Annotated in this window: 27 protein-coding genes; 17 read left to right on the top strand and 10 right to left on the bottom strand. The window is 76.2% G+C overall.

Going from position 1 to position 25,836, the window contains the following annotated elements; translation table 11 throughout:
• The first annotated feature begins 69 nt into the window (after window positions 1–69).
• Together UXQ13_RS20590 and UXQ13_RS20585 are read left to right on the top strand one after the other, a co-directional pair.
• Window positions 70–1,080: an Acg family FMN-binding oxidoreductase gene (locus tag UXQ13_RS20590; protein ID WP_404820984.1), complete on the top strand. Its 1,011-nt coding sequence runs from the start codon at window positions 70–72 to the stop codon at window positions 1,078–1,080.
• A gap of 487 nt (window positions 1,081–1,567) precedes the next feature.
• A complete protein-coding gene (locus UXQ13_RS20585) occupies window positions 1,568–1,903 on the top strand; it encodes a hypothetical protein (RefSeq protein ID WP_225236169.1) in 336 nt (111 codons plus the stop codon).
• Window positions 1,904–2,127: 224 nt separating this feature from the next.
• On the opposite strand, the gene UXQ13_RS20580 is transcribed toward UXQ13_RS20585, so the two are convergent.
• Entirely contained in the window at window positions 2,128–3,192 is a 1,065-nt protein-coding gene (locus UXQ13_RS20580; RefSeq protein ID WP_336392880.1) for a universal stress protein, read from the bottom strand.
• Window positions 3,193–3,430: 238 nt separating this feature from the next.
• On the opposite strand from UXQ13_RS20580, the gene UXQ13_RS20575 reads away from it, so the two are divergent.
• The 3 genes from UXQ13_RS20575 (at window position 3,431) to UXQ13_RS20565 (ending at window position 4,996) form a co-directional block, all read left to right on the top strand.
• Complete coding sequence (locus UXQ13_RS20575) at window positions 3,431–3,784, top strand: hypothetical protein (protein WP_225235704.1); 354 nt, start codon at window positions 3,431–3,433, stop codon at window positions 3,782–3,784.
• Between the two features lie 85 nt (window positions 3,785–3,869).
• Entirely contained in the window at window positions 3,870–4,766 is an 897-nt protein-coding gene (locus tag UXQ13_RS20570; RefSeq protein WP_225235703.1) for a universal stress protein, read from the top strand.
• Window positions 4,763–4,996 carry a DUF1918 domain-containing protein gene (locus tag UXQ13_RS20565; protein WP_225235702.1) on the top strand — a complete coding sequence of 78 codons (234 nt, stop codon included), beginning with the start codon at window positions 4,763–4,765 and terminating at the stop codon, window positions 4,994–4,996. The genes UXQ13_RS20570 and UXQ13_RS20565 overlap by 4 nt, the downstream gene beginning before the upstream one ends.
• Before the next feature lie 71 nt (window positions 4,997–5,067).
• Here UXQ13_RS20565 and UXQ13_RS20560 read toward each other — a convergent pair whose 3' ends face one another.
• The gene (locus UXQ13_RS20560; protein ID WP_225235701.1) at window positions 5,068–5,610 is read right to left on the bottom strand and encodes a universal stress protein; all 543 of its coding nucleotides are present in this window, start codon (window positions 5,608–5,610) and stop codon (window positions 5,068–5,070) included.
• A 192-nt stretch (window positions 5,611–5,802) separates the two neighbouring features.
• On the opposite strand from UXQ13_RS20560, the gene UXQ13_RS20555 reads away from it, so the two are divergent.
• The 3 genes from UXQ13_RS20555 to UXQ13_RS20545 all read left to right on the top strand — a co-directional run bounded on the left by UXQ13_RS20555 (window position 5,803) and on the right by UXQ13_RS20545 (window position 7,810).
• On the top strand, window positions 5,803–6,837 hold the full coding sequence (locus tag UXQ13_RS20555; protein WP_336392879.1) for a PEP-utilizing enzyme: 1,035 nt from the start codon (window positions 5,803–5,805) through the stop codon (window positions 6,835–6,837).
• A 121-nt stretch (window positions 6,838–6,958) separates the two neighbouring features.
• Window positions 6,959–7,228, top strand: a complete 270-nt coding sequence (locus UXQ13_RS20550) for a DUF1876 domain-containing protein (protein ID WP_225236158.1) — start codon at window positions 6,959–6,961, stop codon at window positions 7,226–7,228.
• A 144-nt stretch (window positions 7,229–7,372) separates the two neighbouring features.
• Window positions 7,373–7,810: a proteasome activator gene (locus tag UXQ13_RS20545; protein WP_318250083.1), complete on the top strand. Its 438-nt coding sequence runs from the start codon at window positions 7,373–7,375 to the stop codon at window positions 7,808–7,810.
• Window positions 7,811–7,973: 163 nt separating this feature from the next.
• On the opposite strand, the gene UXQ13_RS20540 is transcribed toward UXQ13_RS20545, so the two are convergent.
• Window positions 7,974–9,512, bottom strand: a complete 1,539-nt coding sequence (locus tag UXQ13_RS20540; protein ID WP_225236159.1) for a GAF domain-containing sensor histidine kinase — start codon at window positions 9,510–9,512, stop codon at window positions 7,974–7,976.
• A gap of 285 nt (window positions 9,513–9,797) precedes the next feature.
• Between UXQ13_RS20540 and UXQ13_RS20535 the strand changes: the two genes are divergently transcribed.
• Window positions 9,798–10,508 (top strand): HAD-IC family P-type ATPase, encoded by a 711-nt coding sequence (locus tag UXQ13_RS20535; RefSeq protein WP_336392878.1) that lies wholly within the window; start codon window positions 9,798–9,800, stop codon window positions 10,506–10,508.
• 153 nt (window positions 10,509–10,661) lie between these two features.
• Window positions 10,662–12,428: a cation-translocating P-type ATPase gene (locus tag UXQ13_RS20530; protein WP_225235699.1), complete on the top strand. Its 1,767-nt coding sequence runs from the start codon at window positions 10,662–10,664 to the stop codon at window positions 12,426–12,428.
• Between the two features lie 54 nt (window positions 12,429–12,482).
• On the opposite strand, the gene UXQ13_RS20525 is transcribed toward UXQ13_RS20530, so the two are convergent.
• The gene (locus UXQ13_RS20525; RefSeq protein WP_225235698.1) at window positions 12,483–14,111 is read right to left on the bottom strand and encodes a DUF4389 domain-containing protein; all 1,629 of its coding nucleotides are present in this window, start codon (window positions 14,109–14,111) and stop codon (window positions 12,483–12,485) included.
• A gap of 208 nt (window positions 14,112–14,319) precedes the next feature.
• On the opposite strand from UXQ13_RS20525, the gene UXQ13_RS20520 reads away from it, so the two are divergent.
• From UXQ13_RS20520 to UXQ13_RS20510, 3 genes are all read left to right on the top strand, one after another.
• Complete coding sequence (locus UXQ13_RS20520; protein ID WP_225235697.1) at window positions 14,320–14,679, top strand: hypothetical protein; 360 nt, start codon at window positions 14,320–14,322, stop codon at window positions 14,677–14,679.
• Between the two features lie 91 nt (window positions 14,680–14,770).
• Window positions 14,771–15,691: an ABC transporter ATP-binding protein gene (locus tag UXQ13_RS20515; RefSeq protein WP_225235696.1), complete on the top strand. Its 921-nt coding sequence runs from the start codon at window positions 14,771–14,773 to the stop codon at window positions 15,689–15,691.
• Window positions 15,688–17,286 carry an ABC transporter permease gene (locus tag UXQ13_RS20510; protein WP_336392877.1) on the top strand — a complete coding sequence of 533 codons (1,599 nt, stop codon included), beginning with the start codon at window positions 15,688–15,690 and terminating at the stop codon, window positions 17,284–17,286. Before UXQ13_RS20515 ends, UXQ13_RS20510 begins: the two co-directional genes overlap by 4 nt.
• Window positions 17,287–17,304: 18 nt before the next feature.
• Here the strand turns inward: UXQ13_RS20510 and UXQ13_RS20505 are convergent, their stop codons facing one another.
• Together UXQ13_RS20505 and UXQ13_RS20500 are read right to left on the bottom strand one after the other, a co-directional pair.
• Window positions 17,305–17,619 carry a hypothetical protein gene (locus UXQ13_RS20505; RefSeq protein ID WP_225235694.1) on the bottom strand — a complete coding sequence of 105 codons (315 nt, stop codon included), beginning with the start codon at window positions 17,617–17,619 and terminating at the stop codon, window positions 17,305–17,307.
• Between the two features lie 132 nt (window positions 17,620–17,751).
• The gene (locus UXQ13_RS20500) at window positions 17,752–18,780 is read right to left on the bottom strand and encodes a universal stress protein (RefSeq protein WP_225235693.1); all 1,029 of its coding nucleotides are present in this window, start codon (window positions 18,778–18,780) and stop codon (window positions 17,752–17,754) included.
• Between the two features lie 145 nt (window positions 18,781–18,925).
• Between UXQ13_RS20500 and UXQ13_RS20495 the strand changes: the two genes are divergently transcribed.
• A complete protein-coding gene (locus UXQ13_RS20495) occupies window positions 18,926–20,671 on the top strand; it encodes a sensor histidine kinase (RefSeq protein ID WP_225235692.1) in 1,746 nt (581 codons plus the stop codon).
• Window positions 20,672–21,037: 366 nt separating this feature from the next.
• On the opposite strand, the gene UXQ13_RS20490 is transcribed toward UXQ13_RS20495, so the two are convergent.
• The 4 genes from UXQ13_RS20490 to UXQ13_RS20475 all read right to left on the bottom strand — a co-directional run bounded on the left by UXQ13_RS20490 (window position 21,038) and on the right by UXQ13_RS20475 (window position 23,990).
• On the bottom strand, window positions 21,038–21,520 hold the full coding sequence (locus UXQ13_RS20490; RefSeq protein ID WP_225235691.1) for an Hsp20/alpha crystallin family protein: 483 nt from the start codon (window positions 21,518–21,520) through the stop codon (window positions 21,038–21,040).
• A 206-nt stretch (window positions 21,521–21,726) separates the two neighbouring features.
• On the bottom strand, window positions 21,727–22,737 hold the full coding sequence (locus UXQ13_RS20485) for a zinc-dependent alcohol dehydrogenase (protein ID WP_225235690.1): 1,011 nt from the start codon (window positions 22,735–22,737) through the stop codon (window positions 21,727–21,729).
• 53 nt (window positions 22,738–22,790) lie between these two features.
• Complete coding sequence (locus UXQ13_RS20480; protein ID WP_225235689.1) at window positions 22,791–23,021, bottom strand: SHOCT domain-containing protein; 231 nt, start codon at window positions 23,019–23,021, stop codon at window positions 22,791–22,793.
• 228 nt (window positions 23,022–23,249) lie between these two features.
• Window positions 23,250–23,990: an ABC transporter transmembrane domain-containing protein gene (locus tag UXQ13_RS20475; RefSeq protein WP_336392876.1), complete on the bottom strand. Its 741-nt coding sequence runs from the start codon at window positions 23,988–23,990 to the stop codon at window positions 23,250–23,252.
• Window positions 23,991–24,272: 282 nt separating this feature from the next.
• Between UXQ13_RS20475 and UXQ13_RS20470 the strand changes: the two genes are divergently transcribed.
• The 3 genes from UXQ13_RS20470 to UXQ13_RS20460 are packed head-to-tail and all read left to right on the top strand — an operon-like array spanning window position 24,273 to window position 25,806.
• On the top strand, window positions 24,273–24,926 hold the full coding sequence (locus tag UXQ13_RS20470) for a CBS domain-containing protein (protein ID WP_225235687.1): 654 nt from the start codon (window positions 24,273–24,275) through the stop codon (window positions 24,924–24,926).
• Entirely contained in the window at window positions 24,923–25,348 is a 426-nt protein-coding gene (locus UXQ13_RS20465; protein WP_225235686.1) for a hypothetical protein, read from the top strand. Before UXQ13_RS20470 ends, UXQ13_RS20465 begins: the two co-directional genes overlap by 4 nt.
• Window positions 25,345–25,806 carry a CBS domain-containing protein gene (locus tag UXQ13_RS20460; protein WP_225235685.1) on the top strand — a complete coding sequence of 154 codons (462 nt, stop codon included), beginning with the start codon at window positions 25,345–25,347 and terminating at the stop codon, window positions 25,804–25,806. Before UXQ13_RS20465 ends, UXQ13_RS20460 begins: the two co-directional genes overlap by 4 nt.
• Window positions 25,807–25,836: the final 30 nt, after the last annotated feature.

Here is a 25,836-nt window from a genome sequence, read left to right as displayed (position 1 = left end):
CGCCCGCCCGACGACCGGACACGCCCTGCCGCCCGGTGGCGACACGGTGCCGGTGCCGGCGACGCCCTGTTGGACCCGGCGACGGCGAGGAGCGTCATCGAGCTGGCCTGCCGTGCGCCTTCGTTGCACAACACGCAGCCGTGGCGGTGGCGGATCGGACCGTCGTCGCTGCACCTGTTCGCCGACCCAGACCGTCGGCTGGACGCCAGCGACCCCTACGACCACGACCTCGTGGTGGCGTGCGGGGCTGCGCTGCACCACCTGCAGGTGGCGCTGCGTGCGGCCGGCTGGCAGCCGCTGGTGCACCGGATCCCCGACCCGGCGCGACCCGACCACCTCGCGGCCGTGGAGATGCATCCCCGCGAGCCGAGCCAGGAGGACCTGGCCCTGGCGTCGGCGATCGAGCGGCGCCGCACCGACCGGCGGGCGTTCACCTCCTGGCCGGTCCCGGACCAGCTGCGGGAAGGATTCTGCCGCCTCGCCGAGGACGCCGGCGCGGAGCTCCTGCCGCTGGACGCTCCTGGGGAACGGTGGCGGATCGCGCAGTTCGCCGAGGCGGCTGCCGTAGCGCAGGCCCTCACCCCCGGGGTTGTCGCGGAGACGCACTCCTGGTCAGGCCGCCGCCGGGGGGCTCAGGACGGCGTCCCGGCCGGGAACGTGAGCGACCCGGGCCGTGGTGATGACGCACCGACCTTCCCGCTGCAGAACGTGGCGGGGGCCGAGCTCCCCGCGCCGCTGACCACCGACCCCGACGACGGGACGTGGCTGGCCCTCCTGGTCACCCGCGAGGACGGTCGGCTGGCCCGGCTGCGCGCCGGGGAGGCCCTCAGCTCGGTCCTGCTGGAGGCCACCGTCGTGGGGATGGCCGCACAGCCCGTGACCCAGCTCCTCCAGGTCCCCGAGCTGCGAGCCCGGGTGCGGGACGAGGTGACCGGTGGGCTGGTCCCGCACGTCCTGCTGCGCCTGGGCTGGGCGTCCTCCAGCGCGCCGCCTGTGCCGCCCACCGGGCGGCGCGGGCTGGCCGACGTGCTCGAACCGTGGGATGCGCCCTGGCCCGACCCGGCCACCGCGGAGCCGTGACCGTGCCGCACACGTCGGGGCACGGCCGACGGACGGGGAGGTCAGCGTGGCCGAGGTCGTGGTGATCCGCCCGGACGGGTCCCGGAGTCATCTCCAGGTACCCGGGTCGGCCTCGCTGCGGGTGACCGGAGACGGAGCCCTGGTGGTGCTGGGGACCGACCCGGGCGGCGTGGACCTCGGCGTGCACCTCGCGGTGGCCGGGACGTGGTTCCGGGCCCGCATCGGGGCGGACCTGCCGCGGTGTCCCCGGGCTCGCGTGTCGGCCCCGCTCCCCGAGCCCTGAGCGTCGACGGGCGCGCGGCGGCACGGGAGGCCATCGGTCCTCGTCGCAGGTGTCGAGGGACCCCTGCGCGGAAGGGTGGTTCAGCCCGACGATCGACCGGTACCCACCCCTGATCGACGGAGGACGACCGTGAGCCCTGGCCGAGCACCCGACACCCGGCCGCCCCCGGACCGACGACCGCGTGGTCAGGCACCCCTCGCGACCGTGCCGGCGCCGACCGCCTGGTGGTTCGAGCACGACCCACACGGGCTGACGGCCCACGACCAGGCCGGCTTGGTCGGCCGGGTGGACGTCCAGGACACCGAGGCCGAGGTCAAGGTGGTGTTCTCCCTGACCGACCGCGTGCCGCACGGCATGGCCACCGAGCTGGCCCGGGGTGCCTTCGCCCACCCTGCGCTCGAGCCCGACCGGACGGTGGCCGTGTCGCTCCCCCAGGGTGAGGTCGACGTGCTGGCCGAGGTACGGCGGCACCTGTGGGTCGTCCAGACGCACGTCGCCGGCGCGACGTGCCTGGTCGAGGGCCGGGTCCGCGGCAGGTGAGCGGCCAGCGCGGTCACCTGCTGCTGGTCACCCCGCGCGGCACCGCCTCGGGCACGGGCACCACCCCGGCGACGTCCTCGCCATCTCCCCAGCACACCCGGTGGCCGCACGTGGGCGACGACGGCGCCGTCCCCGGACGTCTGCGGCAGGCCGCCCGCCGCCCCGGCGGGGTCGCGCCCGACGGCGATGCGCAGGCCGCCGGGCACCTCAGGTCGAACCGGGCGTCAGCCGGTGCCCGAGGCGCCGGTGCGGACCGCGGAACCGTCCTCGGTGCGGGCATCGGGGTGGGCGACCTCGTCGGCGGGAGCGGCGCGCACGACCAGGACCGGGCAGGGGGCGTGCAGCACGGCGTGGAGGGCGACCGAACCCAGCACCAGCCCGCGCGCCTCTCCCTGGTTCCGGGTGCCGACCACGAGCAGCTCGGCCCCCTGCGCCTGGTCGATCAGCACCCCGGACGCCGGCCCGGCCAGCACCGAGGTGTCGACCCGGTCGGGACGCTGCGCCGGGGGCAGCGCGGAGAACTCCTCGGCGACCACGGCCTGCACCCTGGACTCCACGGCACGGCGGATCTCGGCCTCGGCCGGCGCCCACGCCGCGTGCACCGGGCTCCACAGGTCCAGCTCCGAGACGGCCGCGACCACCACCAGGCGCGACCCGGCCCGGGCTGCGTGCGCCGCGGCCTCGCGGACGGCGGCCCGGCCGGCGGCGGAGCTGTCCACACCCACCACCACCCGTCGGTCGGACTGCGGGGTGAGCGGACCCGGCGCGTGCGGGCTCCCCGGGCCGGGGACGACGACCACCGGGCACCCGGCGTGCACCACCACGTGCAGGGACACCGATCCGAGCAGCACGCTGCGCGCCGCGCCCCGTCCGCGGGACCCCACGACGAGGAGCGCGGCATCGACGGCCGCCGTCTCCAGCACGGTCGTGGGCAGACCCACCCGGGTCTGCACGGTCACCTCCGGCCAGGGCCGGTCCCCGACGGCGAGCTCGGCCCGCGCCCGGTCGACCTCCTCCGCCGCCAGCCGCGCGGTGTCGGACCGGGCCTGGTCGGCGCGTTCGGTGAGCACGAGCAGGGGGTCGGCCCACGGCTCGTCCACCGGCACCGCGCAGACCACCCTCAGCCCCACCCCCCGGCTCACCGCCTCCCGGGCGGCCCACACCAGCGCGGCCCGTGACCCGGGTGACCCGTCCACCCCCACCAGCACGTCGCCGGCCCGGCGCCGGTCACGCGGCGGGTCGTCGAGCCCGAGGTGGGTGTACGGCTGCGGTCCGGTGCTGTTCGGCATGGTTCCTCCTGGCTCGGCAGCGGGGCGCCCGGGTGCGGGCACCACATCGGGTCACCCCCGGTCCCCGGCGCGGCCGGGGAGGCTCCTCGGGCTGTCCGACCCGATGGTGTGGCCGGCGCCCGTCGAGGACCAGGGACCCAGGTCCCCGACGCCGGGGCCGTCGTGTGGTGCCGGACCTCCGGCCCACGGCCCAGACTCGTCGCCACCCTGATCGAGCGGCCCTCCCGGAGGAGATCCCGTGGACCTGCAGGACGTGTTGAGCCAGACCCGCGACGCCATCACCGTCAGGCGGGTGTTCGCCGACCCCGTGCAGGTCGACGGGGTCACCGTGATCACCGCGGCCGCCGTGGGGGGCGGTGGCGGTGGCGGTGGCGGTCATGCCGAGGACCAGGAAGGCCAGGGAGCCGGGTTCGGGGTCGGCGCCCGGCCGGCCGGTGCCTACGTGATCAGCGGTGGCACCGTGTCGTGGCGCCCTGCCGTGGACGTCAACCGACTCGTCGGCGTGGCCGGACTGGTGCTAGTGACGCTGTTCCTGACCCGGGCCCGGGTCGCCCGTCCACGCGTGTCCGTGCGCCGATCCCGCCGGGGCTGACCCGAGCGGGCCGCCCGGGTCCCGGGGCGGACACCCGACCACCACCCGACGAGCCGGGGTCCTCCCCGGCGGACAGGAGCTGGACATGACCCACGCCGAAGGCCCGGTCGTCGCCGCGGTCGACCACACGCCGGGAGCCCGGGCCACCGTCCGGGCAGCGGCCATCGAGGCCGCGCGACGCCGCACCCCGCTACGGCTGGTGCACGTGCACCGCCCGGTGCGCCGGAGCTGGTTCGCGGGACCGGCCGCGACGGACCTCGGGACGACGACCCGGTGGGCTGCCGAGGACCTGCTCCAGGCCATCGGCGACCTGGTCCCCAGCTGCCGCGTGGACACCGTCGTGCGGACCGGGCACCCGGCCGAGCTGCTCGTGGACGAGACGGTCACCTCACCCCTGGTGGTGCTCGGTGGCCGGTCCGGCAGCCCCCTCACCGGCGTGGGCTCCACGGCGGCCCGGGTCGTCGCCCACGCGGCCGGCCCGGTGCTGGTGCTGCCCGACGAGGACGACCGGGCCCTGGTGGCGGGCCGATCGGTGGTCGTCGGCGTGTCCGGGGGACCTGGGGACGAGGCGGTGCTGCAGGCCGCCTTCGAGGAAGCCGACGCCCGGGGCTGCGAGCTCGTGGCCGTGCACACCTGGATCGAGCCTGCCCTGGAACCCACGTACCAGACGATCAGCCCGTTGATCGACTGGGACAGCGTCCGGGACGAGGAGCAGCGCCTGCTCGCCGAAGCGCTGGCCGGGCTGCAGGAGAAGTGGCCGGGCACCGAGGTCCGGCCGGCGTTGATCAAGCAGCGCCCAGCGCCGGGGCTGTGCGGTGCGGCGAGCACCGCGGAGCTGCTGGTGGTCGGTCACCGCCACCACGGCCGGGTCCCGGGGCTGGGCTCGACCACCCGATCGCTGCTGCACCAGGCGCCGTGCCCGGTGCTCGTCGTGCCGGTCGCTGGTCGATCGGACCACAGGACCTCGGAGCACACCCGATGACGCGGGCGCAGGTCGGGGACTGGCTCACCGTGCGCGGGCCGGCCGTGGGCGGTCGGGTGCGCCATGGCCAGGTCATCGACGTCGCGCACGCCGACGGCAGCCCGCCGTGGACGGTGCGTTGGACCGACGACGACCGGACCAGCGTGGTGGTGCCCGGCTCCGACGCGACGATCGAGCACCACCCACCCAGCCCGGAGGATCGAGGAGGGACGAGGGCAGCGGAGCCGTGACCGCAGCCGCGGTCGTTCGTCGTCGCCTGCCGGGCCCCGGTGGCGGAGTGAGCAGCCACCACCGGGCCGGCTCAGCGACCGGCTGCCGACCGCGGGGCGGTGTGCACGACCGTGACCGGGCAGGGCGCATGCCGCACGCACTGGTCGCTCACCGAGCCGAGCAGCAGGCCCCGGAAGCCACCCCTGCCGCGGGACCCCACCACGAGCAGGTCGGCCTTCGCGGCCGACTCGATCAGCCGGGGCGCGGGCGCGCCGTGGACGGCGTGCAGGACGACCGACCCACCGGCGCGGATGCCGGCTGCCGCGACGTCGGCCGCGAGCTGCTCGCGCACCGCGCCCTCCCAGTCGTGCAGCGGCGGGACGTAGCCGGGTTCCCAGCTCGCCGGGCGCGGAGCGTTCGTCAACGACCAGGCGCGCACCACGTGCAGGTCGTAGCCCGCCCGGGTCGCCAGGGCCGCCGCCCACCGGAGGGCCTCGGTCGCGCAGGCAGACCCGTCGTGCCCGACCAGCACGCCGCTGGGCACGTCCGCCACCCGGTCGACCCGGTCCACGTAGGACTCCGCGTCCGACACGTCCTGCCTCGTCTCCTCCGGCACCAGCACTCCCCAGTCCATGCCCACCCGTGGGCCACCGACGACGGGACCAGGCTGCGGGACGGCGCCGGGTCCCCGGCAGGGTCCTCGGTCCCCCGCGGGCGGGACCTCGGCCGCACCCGGGGACCCCCGTCCCGCAACTCCTGCCAGAGGTCCCTGCCCAGCCGCCGATGGCCCGGGGACCCTCGGGGAGGACGACACCGAGGAGGCACAGTGGACCACGCCGTCCCGTCCCGCGACGCCGCGCCGTTGCTGACCGGGCTGGGCGATCCGGTCGACCCCGCGGAGACCGGGTGGGCCAGCGCGCGGCTGTCCGCGCTGATGGGGGCCGGCTTCCCGGTCCGCCCGGGCTTCGTCGTCACCGCGAGTGCCCGCGAGCGCGCACTGCGGGAGACCGGGGTCGACGGTGAGCTCGCCCACCTCTACCGGCGGGCCGTCACGGGTCTGCTGGACGGCGCGTGGGGGGACGGTGACGCGGGGCTCGCCGGCGCCTGCCACCGCGCCCGTTCCCTGGTCCTCCGGGCGGGCCTGCCCGACCGGCTGGCGGCCGACGTGCTCACGCGGTGGAGTGCCCACCCGGGCGACCCGGCGACCGACCTCACCTCGTTGTCGACCTGCGTGGTCGACGGGCGGGACCTGCCCACGGCGCGGGCGCTGGTCGACGGCACCGGCGGAGCTCGCGGGCCGGGCGTGACCGCGGCCCTGGTCGCCGGGTGGGGATCGGTCTTCGCGCCCTCGGTGGTGGCCGCCCGGACGGACGCCGGCCACACCGCCTCCCCCCGGGTGGCCGTGCTGGTCCAGCACGGGGCCCGCCCCGCGGTCACCGGGACGGTCACGACCGCGGACCCGGTGACGGGTCGGCCCGACCGCGTCGTCGTGGTCGCCCGGGCGGCCACGGTCGGCAGCGGGGTCCGTCGCTGGGTCTTCGACCCCACCGGCCGCCTGGAGTGGCCCGGCGACGCCTCCCCGGCGACCACGCCTCCCCTCCCGGAGCACCAGGTCCTGTCCGTGGTGGAACTCGGGCTGCACCTGCAGGCGCACGCGGACGCGCCGCAGTCGGTCCAGTGGAACCTGGACCCGGAGGGCCTGTGGGTGACCGACGCCCGGACCGTCCACCCGCCCCGCGGCAGCGCCCGCCCCCGAGCCCCCCACCGACCCCCAGGTGACCCGGGCCGCACACCTCCGTGCCCCGCGCCCTCCCCGGAGGACCCCGGCCTCGAGGTCGGCACGGCAGCACCGGTCCGGTGACGGGCCCGGCACCCCCCGCCGGGCCCGCCCGGGTCGATGGTCCCTGCGTCGACGGCCCTCCGACCGCGTCGGTGGGGCCCCGGCGCGGGCAGGGTCGGACCTCCCGAGCGAGGAGGCCGACGTGGACGCGACCACGACCTGGACCACCAGGATCACCATCGGTGAGCACGACGGGCGCACGCGGGCGGTGGCCCACCTGCGCACCCGCGACCTCGACGAGCTGGTCGGGGTGGGCTTCACCCGCCTGTCCCCCGCCGACCCGGACGTGCCCCGGATCGGTGACGAGATCGCCGTCGCCCGAGCCCTCGTGGACCTGGGCCACCGTCTGCTGCACGTGGCCGCCGAGGACCTCGAAGAGGTCACCGGCCGGCCCGCGCACCTGGTGGTGTGAGCGCGCCGTGCGCAGGATCTCGCCGGTGATCGCCGCCAGCGGGCGGCCACCGGGTGGGCCGATGCTGCTCCGCCACCTCGACCGGGGCGACCACCCTGGTCAGCCTGCTGCGCCGACAGCAGCCGGGACAGGGCAGCTGACCTGGTGACCGGGTCGACGAGCAACCTCCCCGGACCGGTCGTGCCGGTGGAGCACCCGGCGAAGCTCGTGCGGATCGGTTCCATGGTCAAGCAGCTGCTGGAGGAGGTGCGTGCCGCACCCCTCGACGACGCCGGCCGAGAACGACTGCGGCAGATCCACCACACCTCCGTCGCGGAGCTGCAGGACAGGCTCGCCCCCGAGCTGCGGGAGGAGCTCGACCGGCTCGCACGGCCTCTGGGGAGCGGACCACCGCCCTCCGCCGCAGAACTGCGCGTCGCCCAGGCCCGGCTGGTCGGTTGGCTCGAAGGGGTCGTCCACAGCCTCCGGATCAGCGTCCTCCTGGGGCCGATGGGGCCCGCGCGGCTGGGCGCCCAGCACAGCGCCGCGCCCGAGCCGGAGCCGGAGGACTCCTTCCCGGCCACCCCGGGCACCTACCTCTAGTCCCCTGGGCAGCCACCACACCGCAGGAGGAGCAGGTGGCCTCAGGACCCGCACCCCGGACCGACCGTCGTCGCGGTGCTGCCGCTGCTGGGCACGGCGCTGAGCGGGCTGCTGAGGCACGAACTCGGGGTGGACCTGATCGCGGTGCGGGCGCTGCGCGGGGTCAGGGCCGGGGCACCCACCAGTACTGCGAAACCCCGTGCGGTGTCGCCGCGCTGACGGTGAAGGTGCCGCCGTGCCGGCGTGCGCGGTCCCGCAGGTCGACGCCCGCGGCGCCGGGACCGTCCGGTGCCCGCGCGTCGTCGTCGCGCACGTGCACGACCAGCCCGTCCCGGTCCTCCACCACGTCCACGACCGCGGTGGTCGACCGCCCCCGCCCGGCGACGTCGAGCAGGGCCCCCCGGACGACCGCCGCGACGTCCTCGGCCAGGTCGGCGGCCACCCGTCCCGAGCGCAAGCCGGAGAACCGCACGTCGGGCTCGAAGCCCAGCACGCCGCCCGCCTCGGCCACGGCGTCCAGCACCCGGTCGAGCGGGTCCACCGGGGCCGACTCCGTGCTCGACGGGAAGACCGTGCTGCGGACGTGGTCGATGGTCGCGTCCACCTCGTCCACGATGGCCCGCAACCGGCCGGCGGCCCGCCCGTCGCCCAGCTCGGCGAGCACGCCCTGCATCGCCAGCCCGATCCCGAACAGCCGCTGGACGACGGTGTCCTGCAGGCCGGTGGCGATCCGTTCGCGTTCGTCCAGCACGGCGGCACGTTGCTGGTCCGCCCGTGCCTCGGCCAGCTCGATGGCGACCGCGGCCTGGTTGGCGAAGCCACCGGCCATCTCGGTGTCGGTGACCGAGAACCCGGGCCGGCCGGGGCGACGGGCGGCGCAGAGCACCCCGCGGACGTCCCCGGCCCCGACGAGGGGCACCGCGATCACCGCCCCCATCTGCACGCCGGTCCACGGCAGGGCGCCGGACTCCTCCTCAAGCGCGCCGCCGACCAGGGACTCCGGCGCGCCCCCCTCGAAGACCCGGCCCAGCACGGTCCCGGCGAGGGGCACCGACCGGGCCGCCCGGGCGCCCTCGCCCGGAGCGACCAGGACGTCCACCCCCAGCTGCCGGACGCCGGACCCCTTCGCGCCGGGCCGGAGGACGGCCACCACGTCGGCCCCGACGACGTCCCGGCAACCCCGGGCGAGGAGGTCGAGGGCCTCCGCACCGCTCGTCGAGCCGGAGAGCAGCTGCCGGGTGATCGCGGCCGAGACCTGCAGCCACTCGACCCGACGGCGGGCCGACTCGTACAGCCGGGCGCCCTGGATGGCTGTGCCGGCGGTCGACGCCAGGGCCTGGACCAGCTCCTGGTCCTCGGTGGTGGTGGACCCGTGGTCGCTGTCCTCCAGGTGGCGCGTCCCGATCGGGGCACCGCGGACCTGGACGGGCACCTCGAGGCCGCCACCGTGCTGCCGCTGAGGCGGACCGGACGACCGCCTGCCTGTGCCGCCCGGTTCTGCGACCTGCCGGCCGGCTCGCCGGGCTCCGACGAGGTCCCCGGCGGCCTCCGCGGTGCGGTGCAGCACGCTGCTGGACGCCCGGTCGACCAGCTGCGCGAGGAGCTGGTCGAGCTCCAGGCGCGGGACGTCCGGGAACGACGGCCGCGGCTCGCCGTCGGGGACGCGCGGCACGGGTAGGTCGGGGTCGTCGCGTTGCGCCATCGGATCCACGGGGTCCTCCGACCGCACCGCAGGGAGGTCCGGTGCAGGTCGACCGTAGTGGGAGAACTCCGTCCCGGGCCAGAGCCGGTTGCGCACGACCGACGTCCGGTCCGGTCGACCTCGGTCGCGGCCACCGCGTCCAGGACTGCCCGGAGGCGGTCCCGCGCCGACTCCGCTGCGGATCGGTCCGCGAGCACACCGCCCTTGGTCCCTGTCCCGGAGCGCGGGCGGGCACGCAGGGTCGGGGGGACGCCGGGGGCCGGTGCGGGAGCGGGAGGACCTGGGGTGGACGCGATCGGTCCGGCGGGAGGGCGGCCACGGTCGTCGTCGGAGGGGCTGACCGGCGCCGAGGTGGCCGACCGGCAGGTGCCCGGGGGCAACCGGTTGCCCCAGCAGCGTCCCCCGTCCGCGGCGCGCATGCTCGTGGCCCAGTTCGTGCACTTCTTCGCGCTGCTGCTGTGGGGGGCCGCCGCGCTGGCCGTGCTCGGTGGGATGCCGCAGCTCGGGATGGCGATCGTCGTCGTCGTGCTGCTCAACGGCACCTTCGCCTTCGTCCAGGAGCACCGGGCCGACCGGGCGGCGCAGGCCCTGCGGGACCTCGTCCCGCACCGGGTCACCGTCGTCCGCGACGGGCGCCGGCAGGAGGTCGACGCCGTCGACCTGGTCGTCGGCGACCGGGTGCTGCTCGAGGCCGGTGACCGGCTGGCCGCCGACCTCGTGCTGGTGGAGGTGCACGGCCTGCGGCTGGACGAGGCGATGCTCACCGGGGAGAGCGAGCCGGTGGACAAGGCGGGCGGGGACACCGGCTCGGCGGGGTGCTTCGTCGTCGAGGGCGAGGGCTCGGCCGCCGTCACCGCCGTCGGCGGTGACACCCGGCTGGCCGGGATCGCCACGCTCACCGGCACGGTGCAGCGCGCGAGGTCGCCGCTGGGCCGGGAGCTGGACCGGGTGGTCCGGGCCATCACCGTCCTGGCGGTCGCCGTCGGGCTGGCGTGATTCGGCACCGGCCTCCTCCTGGGGCTCCCGGCCTCCGACGGGTTCCTGTTCGCCGTCGGCGTCACCGTCGCGCTGGTCCCCGAGGGGCTGCTCCCCACCGTCACGCTGTCCCTGGCCCGCGGCGCCCAGCTGCTGGCCCGTGAGCAGGCCCTGGTGCGCCGGCTCGAGTCGGTGGAGACGCTGGGTTCGACCACCGTCATCTGCACCGACAAGACCGGCACCCTCACCCAGAACCGCATGGCGGTGCTCGAGGTGTGGACACCGGCAGGTCGGGTGCAGGTGAGCGGCGTGGGCTACGAGCCGACCGGGCAGCTCACCGGTCCACCGGGCGCGCGGGAGGCCACCGCGGAGCTCGCCCGGGCGGCGGTGCGCTGCTCGACCGGGCGCATCCAGGAGGCCCCGGACGGGTGGACCGCCTCCGGCGACCCCATGGAGGCCGCCCTGGACGCCCTCGCCCGCCGCAGCGGCGCCCCGGCTCCGGACGACGTCCCGGCCACCCGCCGGTTCCCCTTCGACCCGCGTCGCCGCCGGATGTCGGTCCTGGTCGGCCACGAGCTGTACGTGAAGGGTGCCCCCGACTCGGTGCTCCCCCGCTGCACCGACCCGTCCGGCGCCGCTGCGGAGGCGACCCGGCTGGCCTCCGCCGGGCTGCGGGTGCTCGCCGTCGCCGTCCGCACCGTGGACCTGCCTGCGCGGGCGGGGGCCGACGAGGCCGAACGGGAGCTGCACCTGCTGGGCCTGGTCGGTCTGGAGGACCCACCGCGGGAAGGTGTGGACGCCGCGCTCGTGGAGTGCCGGCGGGCCGGCATCGCGGTCGCCATGGTCACCGGGGACGCCGGTGCCACCGCGACCGCGATCGCCCGCCAGGTGGGGCTGTGGCAGGAGGGCTCCAGCCGGGTCGTCACCGGCGCCGACCTGCCGGCCGACGCGACGGCCCTGGGTGCGCTGCTCGACCACGACGGGATCGTGGTGTGCCGGGTCGCGCCGGAGGACAAGCTGCGCATCGCCCGGGCACTGCAGGCACGCGGTCACGTGGTGGCCATGACCGGCGACGGGGTGAACGACGGGCCGGCGCTGCGGGCGGCCGACATCGGCGTGGCCATGGGGCGCAGCGGCACCGACGTCGCGCGCCAGGCAGCGGACCTGGTGCTGCTGGACGACCACTTCGCCACCGTCGTGGCGGCGGTGCGGCAGGGGCGCACGACGTTCGCCAACATCCGCCGCTTCCTGACCTACCACCTGACCGACAACGTGGCCGAGCTCGCGCCCTTCCTGGTCTTCAGCGTCACCGGGGGTGCGGTCCCCCTGGCCATCGGGGTGCTGCAGGTGCTCGGCCTGGACATCGCCACCGACCTGTTGCCGGCGCTGGCGCTGGGCGCGGAGCCCTCCTCCCCTCGGGTGCTGGAGGGTCCACCGCCCCGCCGCCGGCTCGTCGACCGGCACGTGCTCACCCGGGCGCTGGCCGTGCTGGGACCCGTGGAGGCGACCGTCGCGATGACCGCCTTCCTCACCGTGCTGGTGTCGGCGGGGTGGAGCTACGGCGAGACGGCATCCGGCACCGCGCTGGCGACCGCCTCGGGCGCAGCCTTCACGGCAATCGTCCTCGGCCAGTTCGGCACCGCCTTCGCCTGCCGCAGCAGCAGCCGGCCGGTCTGGCGGCTGGGCTGGCGCGGCAACCCGCTGCTGGTCGGTGCGTTGGGTGTCGAGGTGCTCGTGCTGGCCGCGGTGCTCACCGTGCCACCGGTCGCGGACCTGCTGGGCCATCGGCCGCCGTCCCTGGCCGGCCTGGCCGTGGCCGGGTGCGCGGTCCCCGCGGTGCTGGCCGTGGACGCGATCGGCAAGGCCGTGCGGGCCCGGCGGCCTGGCCGAGGCGTCGATGCCGTCGACCGGACCGGGCGGGCAGCACCGCCGCGCGGCTGAGCCGCAGGCACCCCCGACCCGACGGTCGGTGCGCGGTGTCGGCCCGCGGACAGCTCAGCGCTGCCCGCCGGAGGGGCTCAGCGGCCGGTCGACGGTCGGAGCCGGTGGAGCGCCGCCCGGGTCCGGGGCCGGGCCGGTCGGCGCGGCCGGGTGGCCGGCCGGCGGTGGCGTGGGGCGGCCCTGGGCGCGGTGCACCGCCAGCGCGATCAGCAGGACGCCGGCGACCAGCAGCACCGCACCGAGCGCGAGCAGCCCCGAGGCCAGCCAGACCAGGCCCGGTGCGGTCGCGGCCACGGCCAGCCGCACGGCGAGGCCCGCGCCCCGGTCGGTGGGCATCACGACGACCGTCCAGTCGCCGTCCTCCGGGGTCCACTCCAGCGTCTGCGTCCCGGCGCCCTCGGACGACGCCGTCCAGATGTCGAGCTCGCCGGGGGCGGTCCCCGGCGGTCCGCCGGGCAGGTCGTCCATCATCGCCGGGCCCATGCGGGACCCGGAGCCGGTGTCCCAGGCCCAGCCGCGCCCCTCGTCACCCACGTCGTCGACCCGGGTGCGTCCGACACCGCCCAGGTACCCGGCGACCGCGGCGGACGGCGCGACGCCGACGAACACCTCCTCCCCGTCGAGTGCGGTCACCTCGATGCGGACGTCGCCCAGGAAGTCGTCGACGACCCAGTCCGCACCGGCGGTGTCCAGGGGGACGTCGTCGCTGACCAGCGCGTAGCGGTCCGTCGCGGCCACGACGTCCGGGCTGGTCAACCAGTCGCCGTCCCGCTGGGTGCGGTCGGCCCACAGCAGCGCTCCGCCGCCGAGGAGCGGCCCGGTGGAGGCGAGCACCAGCAGCGCGCCGATCACCAGGGCCGCCACGCGCCCCCCGGTCCACCGGCTGCCCACCGGGTGCCGGCCGTCGCCGACCGACGGCGAGCCGACCGCCGGCGAGCTGGCCGGCGGGGTCGGCCCGTCCACAGCCGCCCCGCCCCCGACGGGTGCCGGTGGGCCGGTCAGGGGCCGCGAGCCCGGGTCGGTGCCGCCCATGTCCAGCCGGAACGGGGGGTACTCGTCGGTCAGCAGGGTGGCGTAGGCCACGACCCGCAGCACCCAGCGGTCCAGGCCCAGCACGAAGTCGAAGAGCTGCCCGGGATAGCGCCCGGTGAACAGCAGGATGACCCCCGTGACGACGACCAGCAGGCCCACCAGTCCGCCGAAGGCCCAGCCGTCGTCCCCGCCGCGGCTGGACCAGGAGCTCAACCAGAGGCCGCCACCGGCGAGGACGGCGACGACCAGGTACTGCGGCAGCGCCAGCAGCCACCACTTGACCAGCACCAGCCCACGGGACAGCCGCTCGGGGTACGGCACGTCCAGGTGCGCCGGGTAGTCCGGCACGTCGGCGAGGGTGAACGGCGGGTAGCGGTCGGTGCCCAGAGCCGCGTAGCCGTAGTAGTGGACCCGCCAGGTCCAGCGGAGCACCCCCACGGTGTAGTCGAACAGCGGCCGGGGGTACCGGCCGGTGACCAGGACGGCGACGAAGGCGACCACCGACACGACCCCGACGCCGATCCACAGGAACGCCAGCACGACGGCGTGCGGGATCAGCAGCAGCCACTTGACCAGCCAGAGCCACCGGGAGATCGGTGCGTCGAGCGTGGCGTCGACGCGGACCGGGTACGGCGTGTGCTTCTCGGTCACCGGGGACCCTCCTCGCTCTCCCGCCCGCACCGCAGGTCGATCCCGGGGTCCCGCCCAGCCGGTCCCGCGCCCGGCCTACGTCCCGATCGCCGAACGGTTTGCCGCCCGGCTGCGCGGGTCCGGGGTGCTGGTCGCCTGCCTGCCGCTGGGCCCGGACGTGCAGCCGTAGGACTTTGGTGCACGGGTGGTGGGCAGCGCGGTGCACGGCATGGCGTGGTTGCCGGAGGCGGTCGACTTCCTCCGGCGCGCGTTCGAGGTCCCTGCACGGCCCTGCTGGGCCTTCAGCGTCGGCGGCGTGGCCCCGGACGGGTTCCTGGGCCGCCGGATGGCCGCACAGGAGGTCCGCCGGGTGCAACGGAAGTTCGCCCCGGGCCTGGCGCTGCACGTCCACCCGCTGTTCGCCAGGGTCGTCGACACCCGGGAGGTGGGCCTGGCCGGTCGGGCCTTCTGGCGGGCGGTCGGCGGTAGTCCCGGCGACGCACGGGACTGGCCGGCGATCGACCGCTGGGCGGACCGGGTGGCCGCCCAGCTCGAGGTCGACCAGGTCGTGCCCCCGGGCGCAGCGTGACCTGCGGCGACGGGACCAGGGTCGCCGGTCCCGCGGATCAGCAGCGGGAGCACCTTCCCGCGGACCGCCCGGCCGGGCACGGTCCTCAGCTGTGACCGCGGTGATCTCGGTGTCGGACCTGGTCAAGACCTTCGGGCGCACCCGCGCCCTGGACGGGCTCGACCTCCAGGTGCGGGCCGGTGAGGTGCACGGGTTCCTCGGCCCGAACGGATCGGGCAAGTCGACCACCATCCGGGTGCTGCTGGGTCTGCTGCGGCCCACCTCCGGACGCGTCCGGCTGCTCGGGGGGGACCCCTGGCGGGACGCCGTCGCGCTGCACCGGCGGCTGGCCTACGTGCCCGGCGACGTCACGCTGTGGCCGACCCTCAGCGGTGGCGAGGTGATCGACCTGCTCAGCCGGCTGCGGGGCGGGATCGACCGGCGGCGCCGAGAGCAGCTGCTGGAACGCTTCGAGCTCGACCCGCGGAAGAAGGCGCGCACCTACTCCAAGGGCAATCGGCAGAAGGTCGCCCTGGTCGCGGCCCTGGCCTCCGACGTGGAGCTGCTCGTGCTCGACGAACCGACCTCCGGCCTCGACCCGCTCATGGAGGCCATCTTCCAGAGCTGCATCCGCGAGGCCCGGGCCGAGGGGCGCACCGTGCTGTTGTCCAGCCACCTCCTGGCCGAGGCCGAGGCGCTGTGCGACCGGGTGAGCATCATCCGGCTGGGGCGGACCGTGCAGAGCGGGACCCTCGCCGAGCTGCGCTCGCTGACCCGGACGTCGGTCACCGCCGAGACGGAGCGCGCCGTCACCGGGTTGACCGGCCTCCCCGGCGTGCACGGGCTGCAGGTCGCCGACCGGCGGGTGCGGTTCGACGTCGACCGCGACCAGCTCGACGGTGCCGTCCGACGACTGGTCGAGGCCGGCCTGCGCAGCCTGGTCAGCGCCCCGCCGACGCTGGAGGAGCTGTTCCTGCGGCAGTACGGTGACGTCCCGACCGAGGCCGTCCCGGCCGGCAGATGGTCGTCGTGAGCACCCCGACGCTGACCGGCACCCTGGCGCTGTTGGGGTTCGCGGTGCGCCGGGACCGGCTGCGCCTACCGGTGTGGCTGCTCGCCGGCGGCGCGCTGGTGGCCGTCCAGTCCACCTCCAACCAGACCATCTACCGGACTCCCGAGGCACTGGCGGCCTACCAGGCGTCGGCGGGGAGCAACGCGGCCAGCATCGCGTTCTCCGGGCCGCCGGTGGGCCTGGACACGGTGGCCGGCACGGTTGCCTTCGAGATCTCGACCCCGCTGGTGGTGCTCACCGTGCTGATGGCGATGTTCACCACCGCGCGGCACACCCGGGCCGACGAGGAGTCCGGCCGGACCGAGCTCGTCCGCTCGGCGCAGGTCGGGCGGCACGCGCCGGTGACGGCGGCCACCCTGCTGTCGGTGCTGGCCTGCACGGGGATGGGGGCGTCGGTCGCGGCAGGGGCGGCGCTGACCGGTCTGCCGGAGCAGGGTTCAGTGCTGCTGGGCACCGCCACCGCCGGCGTCGGCTGGGTGTTCACCGGGGTCACCGCCGTCTGTGCGCAGCTGACCGCGGGGACCAGGGGTGTGCACGGGCTGGTCGGTGGCGCGCTCGGGCTGTCCCTCGTGGTGCGGGCGATCGGCGACATCACCCACGACGGGCTGTCCTGGGCATCGCCCGTCGGCTGGGCCCAGGCCACCCACCCGTGGTCGGCGGACCGGTGGTGGCCGCTGCTGCTGCCCGTGGTCGGGACGCCGGTGCTGATGCTGGCCGCCCGGCACCTGCTGGACCGCCGCGACCTGGGGTCGGGGCTTCTGCAACCCCGACCCGGGGCGGCCACGGCACCGCGGTCGCTGTCCAGCCCGCTGGGCCTGGCCTGGCGGCTGCACCGCGGCGCCCTGCTGGCGTGGGCGGCGGGGATCGTCCTGCTCGGCCTGGTCTACGGAGGCCTGGCCGAGTCCGTCGAGACGCTGATCGGTGACAACCCGGATGCACAGGTGTTCTTCCCCGCGGGCTCGACCGCCGGCCTGGTCAACGCCTACCTCGGGGTCACCCTGCAGGTCACCGCGCTGATGGTGGCCGGCTACACCGTCTCGGCCACGATCGGGGCGCGCACCGAGGAGGCCGCCGGCCGGGCCGAGCCGGTGCTGGCCGCCGGTGTCGGCCGGCTCCGCTGGCTGGGCAGCCACCTGACGGTGGCCCTGGTGGGGGCCACGGCCCTGCTCGCGCTGGACGGGTTGGCCACCGGCGTCAGCCGCGCGGTGGTCACCGGTGACGCAACGGACCTGCTCCGGCTCACCGGGGCGGCGCTGGGCTACGCACCGGCGGTGTGGGTGGTGGCCGGGCTGGCGGGGGCGCTCCTCGGCGCTGTCCCCGCCGCCGCGGTGCCCGCCGCATGGATCGTCGTCGGGGTCGTCGCGGTCATCACCCTGTTCGCCGAGTCCTTCGACTGGCCGGGATGGGTGACCGTCCTGTCCCCCGTGGCCCGGACGCCGGCGGTGCCGGCCGAGAAGTGGGCGGCGCTGCCGCTGCTCACCCTGTCTGCGCTGGCCGTCGCGCTGCTGGCGGCCGGTCTCGGCTCGTTCCGACGCCGGGACCTCGTGCCCGGTTGAGGTGCGGGGGATCCGCGCTCAGCGAGCTCTGCCGAAGGGCCACCAGCGTCGGCGCCGGGCCGGGGGCGGGGTCGACGACGCCGGGTCCACCGGTGCCGGGCTGTGGGGCGGCGTCGAGGCGTGCGCGGCCGACCCGGACCCGCCGCGCTGCGCCTCGCGGGCCCGCGACTCGGCGAGGTAGTGCTGAACGGCGCCGGCGGAACCGCTGTGGCCGCGGGCCGCGGCGTCGTGCCGGGCCTCCCACTCCGCGGCCACCTTCTCCGCCGGTGACATGGCGAGCGGGTCGGGGCGTGGGCGCTGCCGCGACGTCCCGGCGTCCTGAGGTGTGGTCATGGTGGTTCTCCTCCCAGCGGGTCTGATCCCTGCCCCTCCACGATCGGCGGGCGGCTCGGCCGCGGCGAGAGCGGTACGGCTCGGCCCTCGGGGACCAAGGCCCCCTGCTCCTCCTGGGCGACGGTCGGGCGGTCAGTTCGCGGCGCCGGCCAGGGTGGACGACGTCCCTTCCTGGGCGGCGCCCGGCGCCGGGTGCACGACCATCACCGGGCAGGGCGCGTGCACCACGCTGTGCAGGGACACCGAGCCGAGCAGCATGCCCGACAGCGCGTTCCGGCTGCGGCTGCCCACGACCAGCAGCTCGGCGCCGGCGGCCTGCTGCACGAGCGCCTCCCCCGCCGTCCCCCGGACGGTCACCACGGTCACCGGGACCGTCGGCTGCTCTCCCAGCACCTCGGCGACCGCTGCCTCGGCGTGTCGTCGGGCGGCGTCCTGGACCTCCTCGAGCGACTCGGCGAGCACGACGTACAGCTCGCTCCAGTAGTTCGGCAGGTCGTACGCGGCCACCACCTCGAGCTCCGCGCCCCGCTCGGCAGCCGCCTCAGCTGCCCTGGCCAGCGCGGTCCGGGACGGCACCGACCCGTCCACCCCGACGACCACACGGGCCGGGCCGGTCGTCGTCGAGGGGTGGACGACGACGACCGGGCACGCGGCATGGGTGGAGCAGTGCAGCGCCACCGAGCCGAGGAGGGTGCTGCGGATGCCGCCACGGCCCCGGCTGCCGACGACGAGCAGGTCGGCGCCCTCGGCCACGCGGACCAGGTGCTCGGCCGGCGCCCCGGCCACCACGGTGACCTCCGCCGGGACGTCGCCGGTGCCCGGGACTGCGGCCACGCCGGGCTCCCGGCGGACCGCCTCGACGAGTTCCCGCGTCCGCGCCCCGGTGTCCGAGCGCAGCGAGTCGACCCGGCCGCGGTCGAGCAGGTAGGGGTCGGTCCAGTAGAAGTCCACCGGGAAGGCGGACACGACCTCGAGTGACGCACCGGCGCGGGCCGCCGCGACGAGTGCCCACCCGAGGGCGTCCCGGGAGCCGGCTGACCCGTCGACGCCGACCACCACCCGGGGGTGCCCGCTCCTGGTCCCCGCGCGGCCCTGCCGGTCGTTCGGCTCGGTCTCGTCGTCCACCACGGCCTCCTCGGTGTCGTCCCCGGGTGCGTGCACCGGGCTGGTGCCAGCGTCTTCACCCGTGAGCCCACCCAGGACGGGCGCACGTCCTGGACGGGCGGGACGAAGGTCCCCGTCCGTGGTCCACCCGGTCTCGTCCGGAGCCTGTTCACCCGCTACCGGGGCTGCGATGCTCTCGGGCATGGTCGAACCAGCCGGCGCCCCGCCCGCGGCGGGCGGTGAGCACCCCCCGTCCCCGCTCGCCGGCATGCGGCTGACCGAGCTGCTGGGAGAGGTCCAGGAGCGCCTGTCCGCAGTCGCCCGCACCCAGGAGCGCGTGCAGGATCTGCTGGACGCCTTCCTCAGCGTCACCACCGGCCTCGACCTGGACACCACGCTGCGGCAGATCGTCGAGGCCTCGACGAGGCTGGTCGACGCGCGGTACGGCGCCCTCGGGGTGCTCGACCCGACAGGCGGGCTGGGGGCGTTCATCACCGTCGGTCTCGACGACGACGTGCAGGCGACGATGGGTCACCTGCCCGAGGGGAAGGGCGTACTGGGTCAGCTGATCACCGACCCGCACCCCCTGCGCATCGCGGAGCTGAGCTCGCACCCCGCGTCGGTCGGCTTCCCCCCGGGGCATCCACCGATGCACACCTTCCTCGGGGTGCCGGTGCTGGTCCGGGGCACGGTCTTCGGAAACCTGTACATGACCGAGAAGCGCGGTGGCGGCCAGTTCACCGCCGAGGACACCGCCGTGCTGGTCGCCCTCGCCGGGGCGGCCGGGATCGCGATCGACAACGCCCGGCTCTTCGAGCAGGGCGAGCTCCGGCGCCGGTGGACCGACGCCGTGGGCGATGTCCGCGGAGCACTGCTCAACGGCATGTCACCGGACGAGGCGCTCCACCTCGTCGTGGACCGGGTGGCCGACCTGGCCGCTGCCGACGGCGTGTGGCTGTTCACCGGACCGGACTCCGGCGACGGCGCCTACGAGGTCCGGGCGCAGGCAGGGGACGGGCTCGTCGACAGCACCGGCCGGCGCCTGCACCCTGACGACGCGCCGGCTCTGGGGGCAGTGCACGCCGCCGGGGAGATGGTTGCCCTCGACATGGGCGGCATCCCCTACGACGGGCCGAACAGGCACGTGCCGTGGGGTTCCACGCTCGGGGTCCCGTTGCGCAGCATCGACGCGCGGGCCGCGGTCCTGGTCGTCGCCCGCCGGGGTGGCGGGGCACCCTTCGACCCAGCGGTGGGCCCTCTGGTCTGCGAGTTCGCCGACCAGGTCGCGCTGGCGCTGGACATGGCGACCCGCGCGCAGGTCGCCCGGAGGCTCGATGTCTACGAAGACCGCGACCGGATCGCCCGGGACCTGCACGACCACGTCATCCAACGGCTGTTCGCCGCAGGCCTCAGCCTGCAGGCCACCACGAACCGGGTCCACGACGTCGCGATCCACCAGCGGTTGCGGCAGGTGGTGGGCCAGCTCGACGAGACGGTCAGGGACATCCGCACCACGATCTTCGACCTGCACACCACCGACGGCGCCGACCACGGCGAGAGCCTCCGACGCCAGGTGCTGGACGTCGTCACCGAGACCGCGGGCGAGGAGCTGGACTGCACGGTGCGCATGTCCGGCGCGGTCGACAACCTGGTCACCGGTGACCTGGCCGGGGAGGTCACCGCCGTGGTCCGCGAGGGCGTGAGCAATGCCGCCCGGCACTCCGGCGCCCGGCACGTCACGGTCACCGTGGACGTCACCGACCGGGTGGTCCTCGAGGTGCGGGACGACGGCCGCGGCGTCGACCCGACCGTCGCCCGCAGCGGGCTGCGGAACCTGGCCGAGCGCGCCGAGCGTCGGGGCGGCTCGTGCACGGTGCGGCCGGTGGCCGACGGATGGGGGACGCTGCTGCGCTGGGAGGTCCCGCTGCCGGTGTCGCCGAACGGGTGACGGGGTGGACGACCACCAGGACGGTGGTGGCCGGCGGCCCGAGCCGGTGCCCGGCACCCGTCGGCCCACGAGGCGACGGGCGGGATCCACCCCGCTGCACGAGACCCGACCCGGGAGACGGGGGGCTCCCGGGCCGGGCCGATGACCCGGTCCCGGCCGACCACGCACATCGACCACAGGGTTCTCGGTACGGCCCACGGTGTCCGTCCTGGACGGTTGCCGCCAGGGTCCGAGGTCCTCCCGCCCGTTCCCCACCGGAGTTGCACCTCGTGCCACTCCGGTGAGGACGGCGGAGTCCCACCCACGTGGGAGGGCTCGACGCCCCGCGGACGACCGGCCTCCGCCGGTCCGGTCCGCGGTGGGAACTCAGGTGCGGCTCACCGGGACCCGGGTCTCGGCGGGTGCCGTGGGCTGCTCGGCGACGGGCACACGCACCTCCAGGATCCCGTCGCGGTAGCTCGCCGACACGTCCCCCTCCGTGGTGCCCTCGGGGAGCGGGAGGGTACGGGTCAGGTGACCACGCCGGAGTTCGTGCCGGATGCACCCGTCCTCGCGGTGCTCCTCCTCGGACTCCCGCCGGGCGTCGATCCGCAGCATCCCGCCGGCGACGACCACATCGACGTCCCGCTCGGGGTCGATGCCGGGTAGCTCGGCCCGGACCACGAGCGTCGAGCCGTCGCGGTGCTCGTCCACGCGGATGAGGTCCTGCCCGGCCGGACGGTCTGCCAGTGGCCGCAGCAGCACCTCGCGGGACAGCGGCAGTGCACGGAGCCAGTCGTCGAGCACCCGGTCCAGGGTCGTGAACGGGGGCAGGGCCGGGGCGGCCCGTCGTTCCTGCAGCGAGGTCATCGTTCCTCCAGGTGGGTGTTCCGGGCGAGCTCGTCCCGCCCCCGACCACCTTCCGAGCCCTGGCGGACCCGCGGGAGGGGCGCAGGTCCCCTCTGCCCCCGCCCGGACGTCCTGCCGCCGTCCCGGTGGCTGGCCGGAGGGCGGTCCGTCCGCGAACCGGCCCCTGTGCACCTCGAGCGCGCAGACCCCCTGCAGGCGACCTCGCGTCAGAACCCGAACACGACGCGGGCCGGGACGGTGCTGGCCAGCACCTCGGCCATGGCGTCGTTGACCTCGTCGAGCTTGCGCTCCACCGAGATCACCCGGGTCCGGCCCGCCGCGTGCAGGGCGAACACGTCGGCCAGGTCGTTGCGGGTGCCGACGATGGAGCCGAGGACGTGCTTGCCCGAGAGCACCATGTCGAAGATCGGCAGCGACAGGTTCCCCCCGGCCGGCAACGCCACGCAGACCAGCCGCCCGCCGCGCCGCAGCGAACGGTAGGCCTGGTCGAACGAGGTCGGCGAGGCCGCGAGCGCGATGGCCACGTCTACCCCACCGCGGGCCTGGATGGCCTGCACGGGGTCGGCGGTCGAGGCGTCCACCGTGTGGTCGGCGCCCAGCTCCCGGGCCATCACCAGCTTCTCCTCGGTGATGTCCACCGCGGTGACGAAGGCGCCGGCGATCCGGGCGTACTGCACCGCCAGGTGCCCCAGCCCGCCGATCCCGAACACCGCCACGGAGTCGGCGGGAGCCACCCCGGCGACCTTCACCGCCTTGTAGGTGGTGACCCCGGCACAGGTCAGCGGGGCGGCGTCCAGGCTCGTGACGCCGTCCGGGACACGGACGGCGAAGTCGGCGGCCACGGTCGCGCACTCGGCGAACGCGCCGTCCCGGCCGTAGCCGGAGTTGGTCTGCGACTCGCACAGGGTCTCCCACCCCGCGACGCAGGACCGGCAGTGCCCGCAGGCCGACCCGAGCCAGGCGATCGCCACCCGGTCCCCGAGCGACCGGGAGGTCACCCCGGGCCCGAGGGCGGTGACGATGCCGACGCCTTCGTGGCCGGGCACGAACGGTGGGCTGGGCTGCACCGGCCAGTCGCCGCGGGCGGCATGGATGTCGGTGTGGCAGAGCCCGCTGGCCTCCATCCGGACCAGTACCTCGCCGGAGCCGGGCTCGGGAACGGGACGGTCCTGGATCTGCAGGGGTGCGCCGAGGCGCGGGACGACGGCAGCCTTCATGACAACTCCTCGTGGTCGGTGCTGGTGGGTGCTGGTCGAGAGCTCTCGGGAGGTCACCGGCTGTCCGCCAGGGCGTCGAGGCGACGCTGGTACTCGTCCTCGTCGACCACGCCGCGGGCCAGCTGCCCGTCGAGCAGCTCCCGGGCGGCCCCCCGCCGGGGCGTGGTCGGCGGAGGACCGCCGGCGGCCCGGCCGGACCGCACCCCCACGACGACGATCGTGGTCACGACGAGCACGACGAGCAGGGCCAGCAGCAGCGTGGGCACGCCCGTGCCACCGGTCATCGGTCCCCAGGCCGTCGACCCGCCCCACCCCGTCGTCACGGTCGGGCACCTGTCGTCGGTCCTCGTGCGACGGACACGTCGACTCCCCTCCGGCCGTGGGCCCGGCTCCGGTCCGAGCGTGCGGCGCAGGGGGAACCCGCCGCTGCGGTCCGGGGACCTTCCCCCGTCGTCGTCGGACCCGAGCAGGAGGGACCTCCGTCCCCGTGCGGGCGCCGAACGCGTCGTGGATCATGCTGCGACCCGTGGCAGGTCCAGCTCCAGCACGAGACCGGACAGGGACGCCGTCCGCAGGGTGCGCACGGTGGCTCGCCGGTGGGCCCGTGACCGGGCCTCCACCACGGCCACCTCGTCCTGGTCGCGGCCGAGGGCGCGCAGCGTGGGGAGTCCGGCGACCAGGTCGAGCAGCTGGGCGCCGAGCCGGGTCAGGGTGTGCAGCCGGGCGTCGGCCTCGTCACGGGCGACCAGCCCGACCAGGACGAGGAAGACCGTGAGCAGCACCAGCACCACCAGCAGGATCAGCGCGGTGGGCGGGTCGACGACGGCGACCACGACGAGCACGGCCACGGGGAGGACCGCGGCCTCGATGCGGGCGGGCAGGTGGACGGCGAGGTCCTCCTCCGGCCGGTCCAGGCCATCGGTGGCCAGCAGAGCGACCTCCGACGGGTCGAGAGCTCCGGGCCCGGCCGTCGTCGTGCGGTCGACCAGGCCCGCCCGCAGCTCGCCGACGGCCCGGCGGGCCGAGCGGTGCGCCCACCACTCGCGCAGCCACCCGGCCCCGGCCCGCAGCAGCACCGCGGCCACCAGGACTCCGAGCTGCTGCCGCTCACCGGTCAGCGCCCGGGAGAGGGCGACCGCCGCGAGGATCGCGGCGGTCGCCGCACCCGCGCCGAGCGCGGCGGTCCCGAGGAGGTGCACCCGGACCCGCGGGACGAGGTCGGCGGCGCGCCGACCCAGCAGGCCGGCGCGCACGCCTGCGCCAGCGGCACGCAGTCGGTGTCCGGCCCCGCTCAGGGTGTCCACGGTCAGGACCCTAGGAACGGCCCGGTGGCCCGGCCTCCGGCCGAGGTCCTGGCCGCGCTGACCCCAGGTCCCCCCGCCGGGGGACCTAGGTCCTGCGCGGCGCGCCGGGTCCTTCGCCCCGGGGCGCAGCGGCGAAGGCCCCTGGGCCGCCGGCCGGCCCGGGCACAGGCTCGGTGACGGGCCCGTCCGGGCTCCCCGAGCCCGGGAGGACACGTGCAGGTGCGAGAGCTGATGAGCGCCCCGGCCGTCACGGTGGGGCCGGCCACGCCGGCCACCTACGCCGCGGAGGTGCTGGCGTCCCGCGGGTTCGCCGCGCTCCCCGTCGTGGACACCGGGGACCGGCTGCTCGGCGTGGTGGCCGAGGTCGATCTGGTGCGCGACCGCATCCGACCCGACCCCCGGCTGCACGCCCGCCGGGACGTCCGGGACCGGGACCACCGACCGGCCGCGCTGGTCGCCGGGATCATGACCGCCCCGGCGACCGCCGTGGACGTCGCCGACGACGTCGCCGACGCCGCACGCCTGCTGCTGGAGCGCTCGCACCGCAGCCTGCCCGTCCTCCAGCACGGTCGGGTGGTCGGGGTGCTGAGCCGCCGCGACCTCCTCGGCATGCTGCTGCGCCGGGACGAGGAGGTGCGCCTGGACCTGCTGGGCGTCATCGAGCAGTACACCGGTGAACCCGGGAGGTTCGAGGTGGGGGTCTCCGACGGGTGCGCTGCGCTGGTGCGCCGCGCGGGCGCGCCCTCCCCCGACCCGGCGCAGGAGGCCTCGGCGCTGACCACGCTGGCCCGCACGGTGCCCGGGGTGGTGGACGTGCGCGTGCGTGATGCACCGGTCGGCGCGCCGCACCACGAACCGGCCGGCACTGCCGGGGGACCCCGGTGACCCGGCATGCCGCCCCGGCCACCACCCAGCTGCGGGCGGGCCCCGGCGCCGTCGTCCTGCCCTGCGCCCTCATGGGGCTGACCGCGGCCACCGGCGCCGTGGGACTCGCCAGCGATGGGCTCGACCTCGGCGCGCGGGTGCGGGACCGCCTGCCGTGGGACAGCCCCGTGCTGGCGGGGGCCGCCCTGTTCGTGCTGGTCGGTCTGCCCATGTTCGTCGCCGCCTGGGCCGGGGCGCGTCGCCGTCCGGCCACCGGCGACCTCACGACGCTCGCCGGTGCGCTGCTGGTCGGGTGGATCGTGGGACAGGTCGCCGTCCTCGCCACCTTCTCCTGGTTCCAGCCGCTGTGCCTGCTCTACGGTGCCGTGCTCGTCGTCCTCGGCCGCCTGGTGGACCGGAGCCGGGACCGAGGACCGCGGTGACCGGCACGGCTGGCGACCTGCGGGTGCGTGATGTGATGACCCGGTCGGTGCGGACCGTCTCCGTCGACGACCCGGTCAGCACCGCGGCGGCGGTGCTGCGCCGCTGGGGTGTCGGCGCACTGCCCGTGCTGGATGCCGACGGCCGGGTCGTCGGCATCGTCGCCGAGCTGGACCTGCTGCGGGCCGGGCCCGGAGCGGGGACATCGGTGGGTGCGGTCATGCGGACCCCGGTCCGGTGCCTGTCCCCCGGCGCCCGCCTCGCCGGCGTCGCGGACGCCCTCGTCCAGGACGGGCTGCGGAGCATGCCCGTGGTGCTGGGTGGCGAACTGGTCGGCATCGTCAGCGCTGCCGACCTCCTGATCACCACCACCCAGGAGGACCGAAGGCCCGACCCGGCCCGACCGGAGGCCCTGGGGGACGGAGACCGGGCGGCCCAGGCTGCACCCCAGGGCCGATAGGCAGGCCCAGCCCAGGAGCCGGGCGGCGCC

Source organism: Klenkia terrae, from assembly GCF_037083865.1.
GTDB lineage: Bacteria > Actinomycetota > Actinomycetes > Mycobacteriales > Geodermatophilaceae > Klenkia > Klenkia terrae.
This window is presented reverse-complemented; position numbering and strand designations above follow the sequence as displayed.

Coding starts and splice junctions, on each gene's coding strand:
- UXQ13_RS20570 (WP_225235703.1), top strand. CDS start 3,870: ATGACCCACGCCGAAGGCCCGGTCGTCGCCGCGGTCGACCACACGCCG.
- UXQ13_RS20565 (WP_225235702.1), top strand. CDS start 4,763: ATGACGCGGGCGCAGGTCGGGGACTGGCTCACCGTGCGCGGGCCGGCC.
- UXQ13_RS20470 (WP_225235687.1), top strand. CDS start 24,273: ATGAGCGCCCCGGCCGTCACGGTGGGGCCGGCCACGCCGGCCACCTAC.
- UXQ13_RS20490 (WP_225235691.1), bottom strand. CDS start 21,520: ATGACCTCGCTGCAGGAACGACGGGCCGCCCCGGCCCTGCCCCCGTTC.
- UXQ13_RS20485 (WP_225235690.1), bottom strand. CDS start 22,737: ATGAAGGCTGCCGTCGTCCCGCGCCTCGGCGCACCCCTGCAGATCCAG.
- UXQ13_RS20580 (WP_336392880.1), bottom strand. CDS start 3,192: ATGCCGAACAGCACCGGACCGCAGCCGTACACCCACCTCGGGCTCGAC.
- UXQ13_RS20480 (WP_225235689.1), bottom strand. CDS start 23,021: ATGACCGGTGGCACGGGCGTGCCCACGCTGCTGCTGGCCCTGCTCGTC.
- UXQ13_RS20560 (WP_225235701.1), bottom strand. CDS start 5,610: ATGGACTGGGGAGTGCTGGTGCCGGAGGAGACGAGGCAGGACGTGTCG.
- UXQ13_RS20495 (WP_225235692.1), top strand. CDS start 18,926: ATGGTCGAACCAGCCGGCGCCCCGCCCGCGGCGGGCGGTGAGCACCCC.
- UXQ13_RS20505 (WP_225235694.1), bottom strand. CDS start 17,619: ATGACCACACCTCAGGACGCCGGGACGTCGCGGCAGCGCCCACGCCCC.
- UXQ13_RS20540 (WP_225236159.1), bottom strand. CDS start 9,512: ATGGCGCAACGCGACGACCCCGACCTACCCGTGCCGCGCGTCCCCGAC.
- UXQ13_RS20520 (WP_225235697.1), top strand. CDS start 14,320: ATGGCGTGGTTGCCGGAGGCGGTCGACTTCCTCCGGCGCGCGTTCGAG.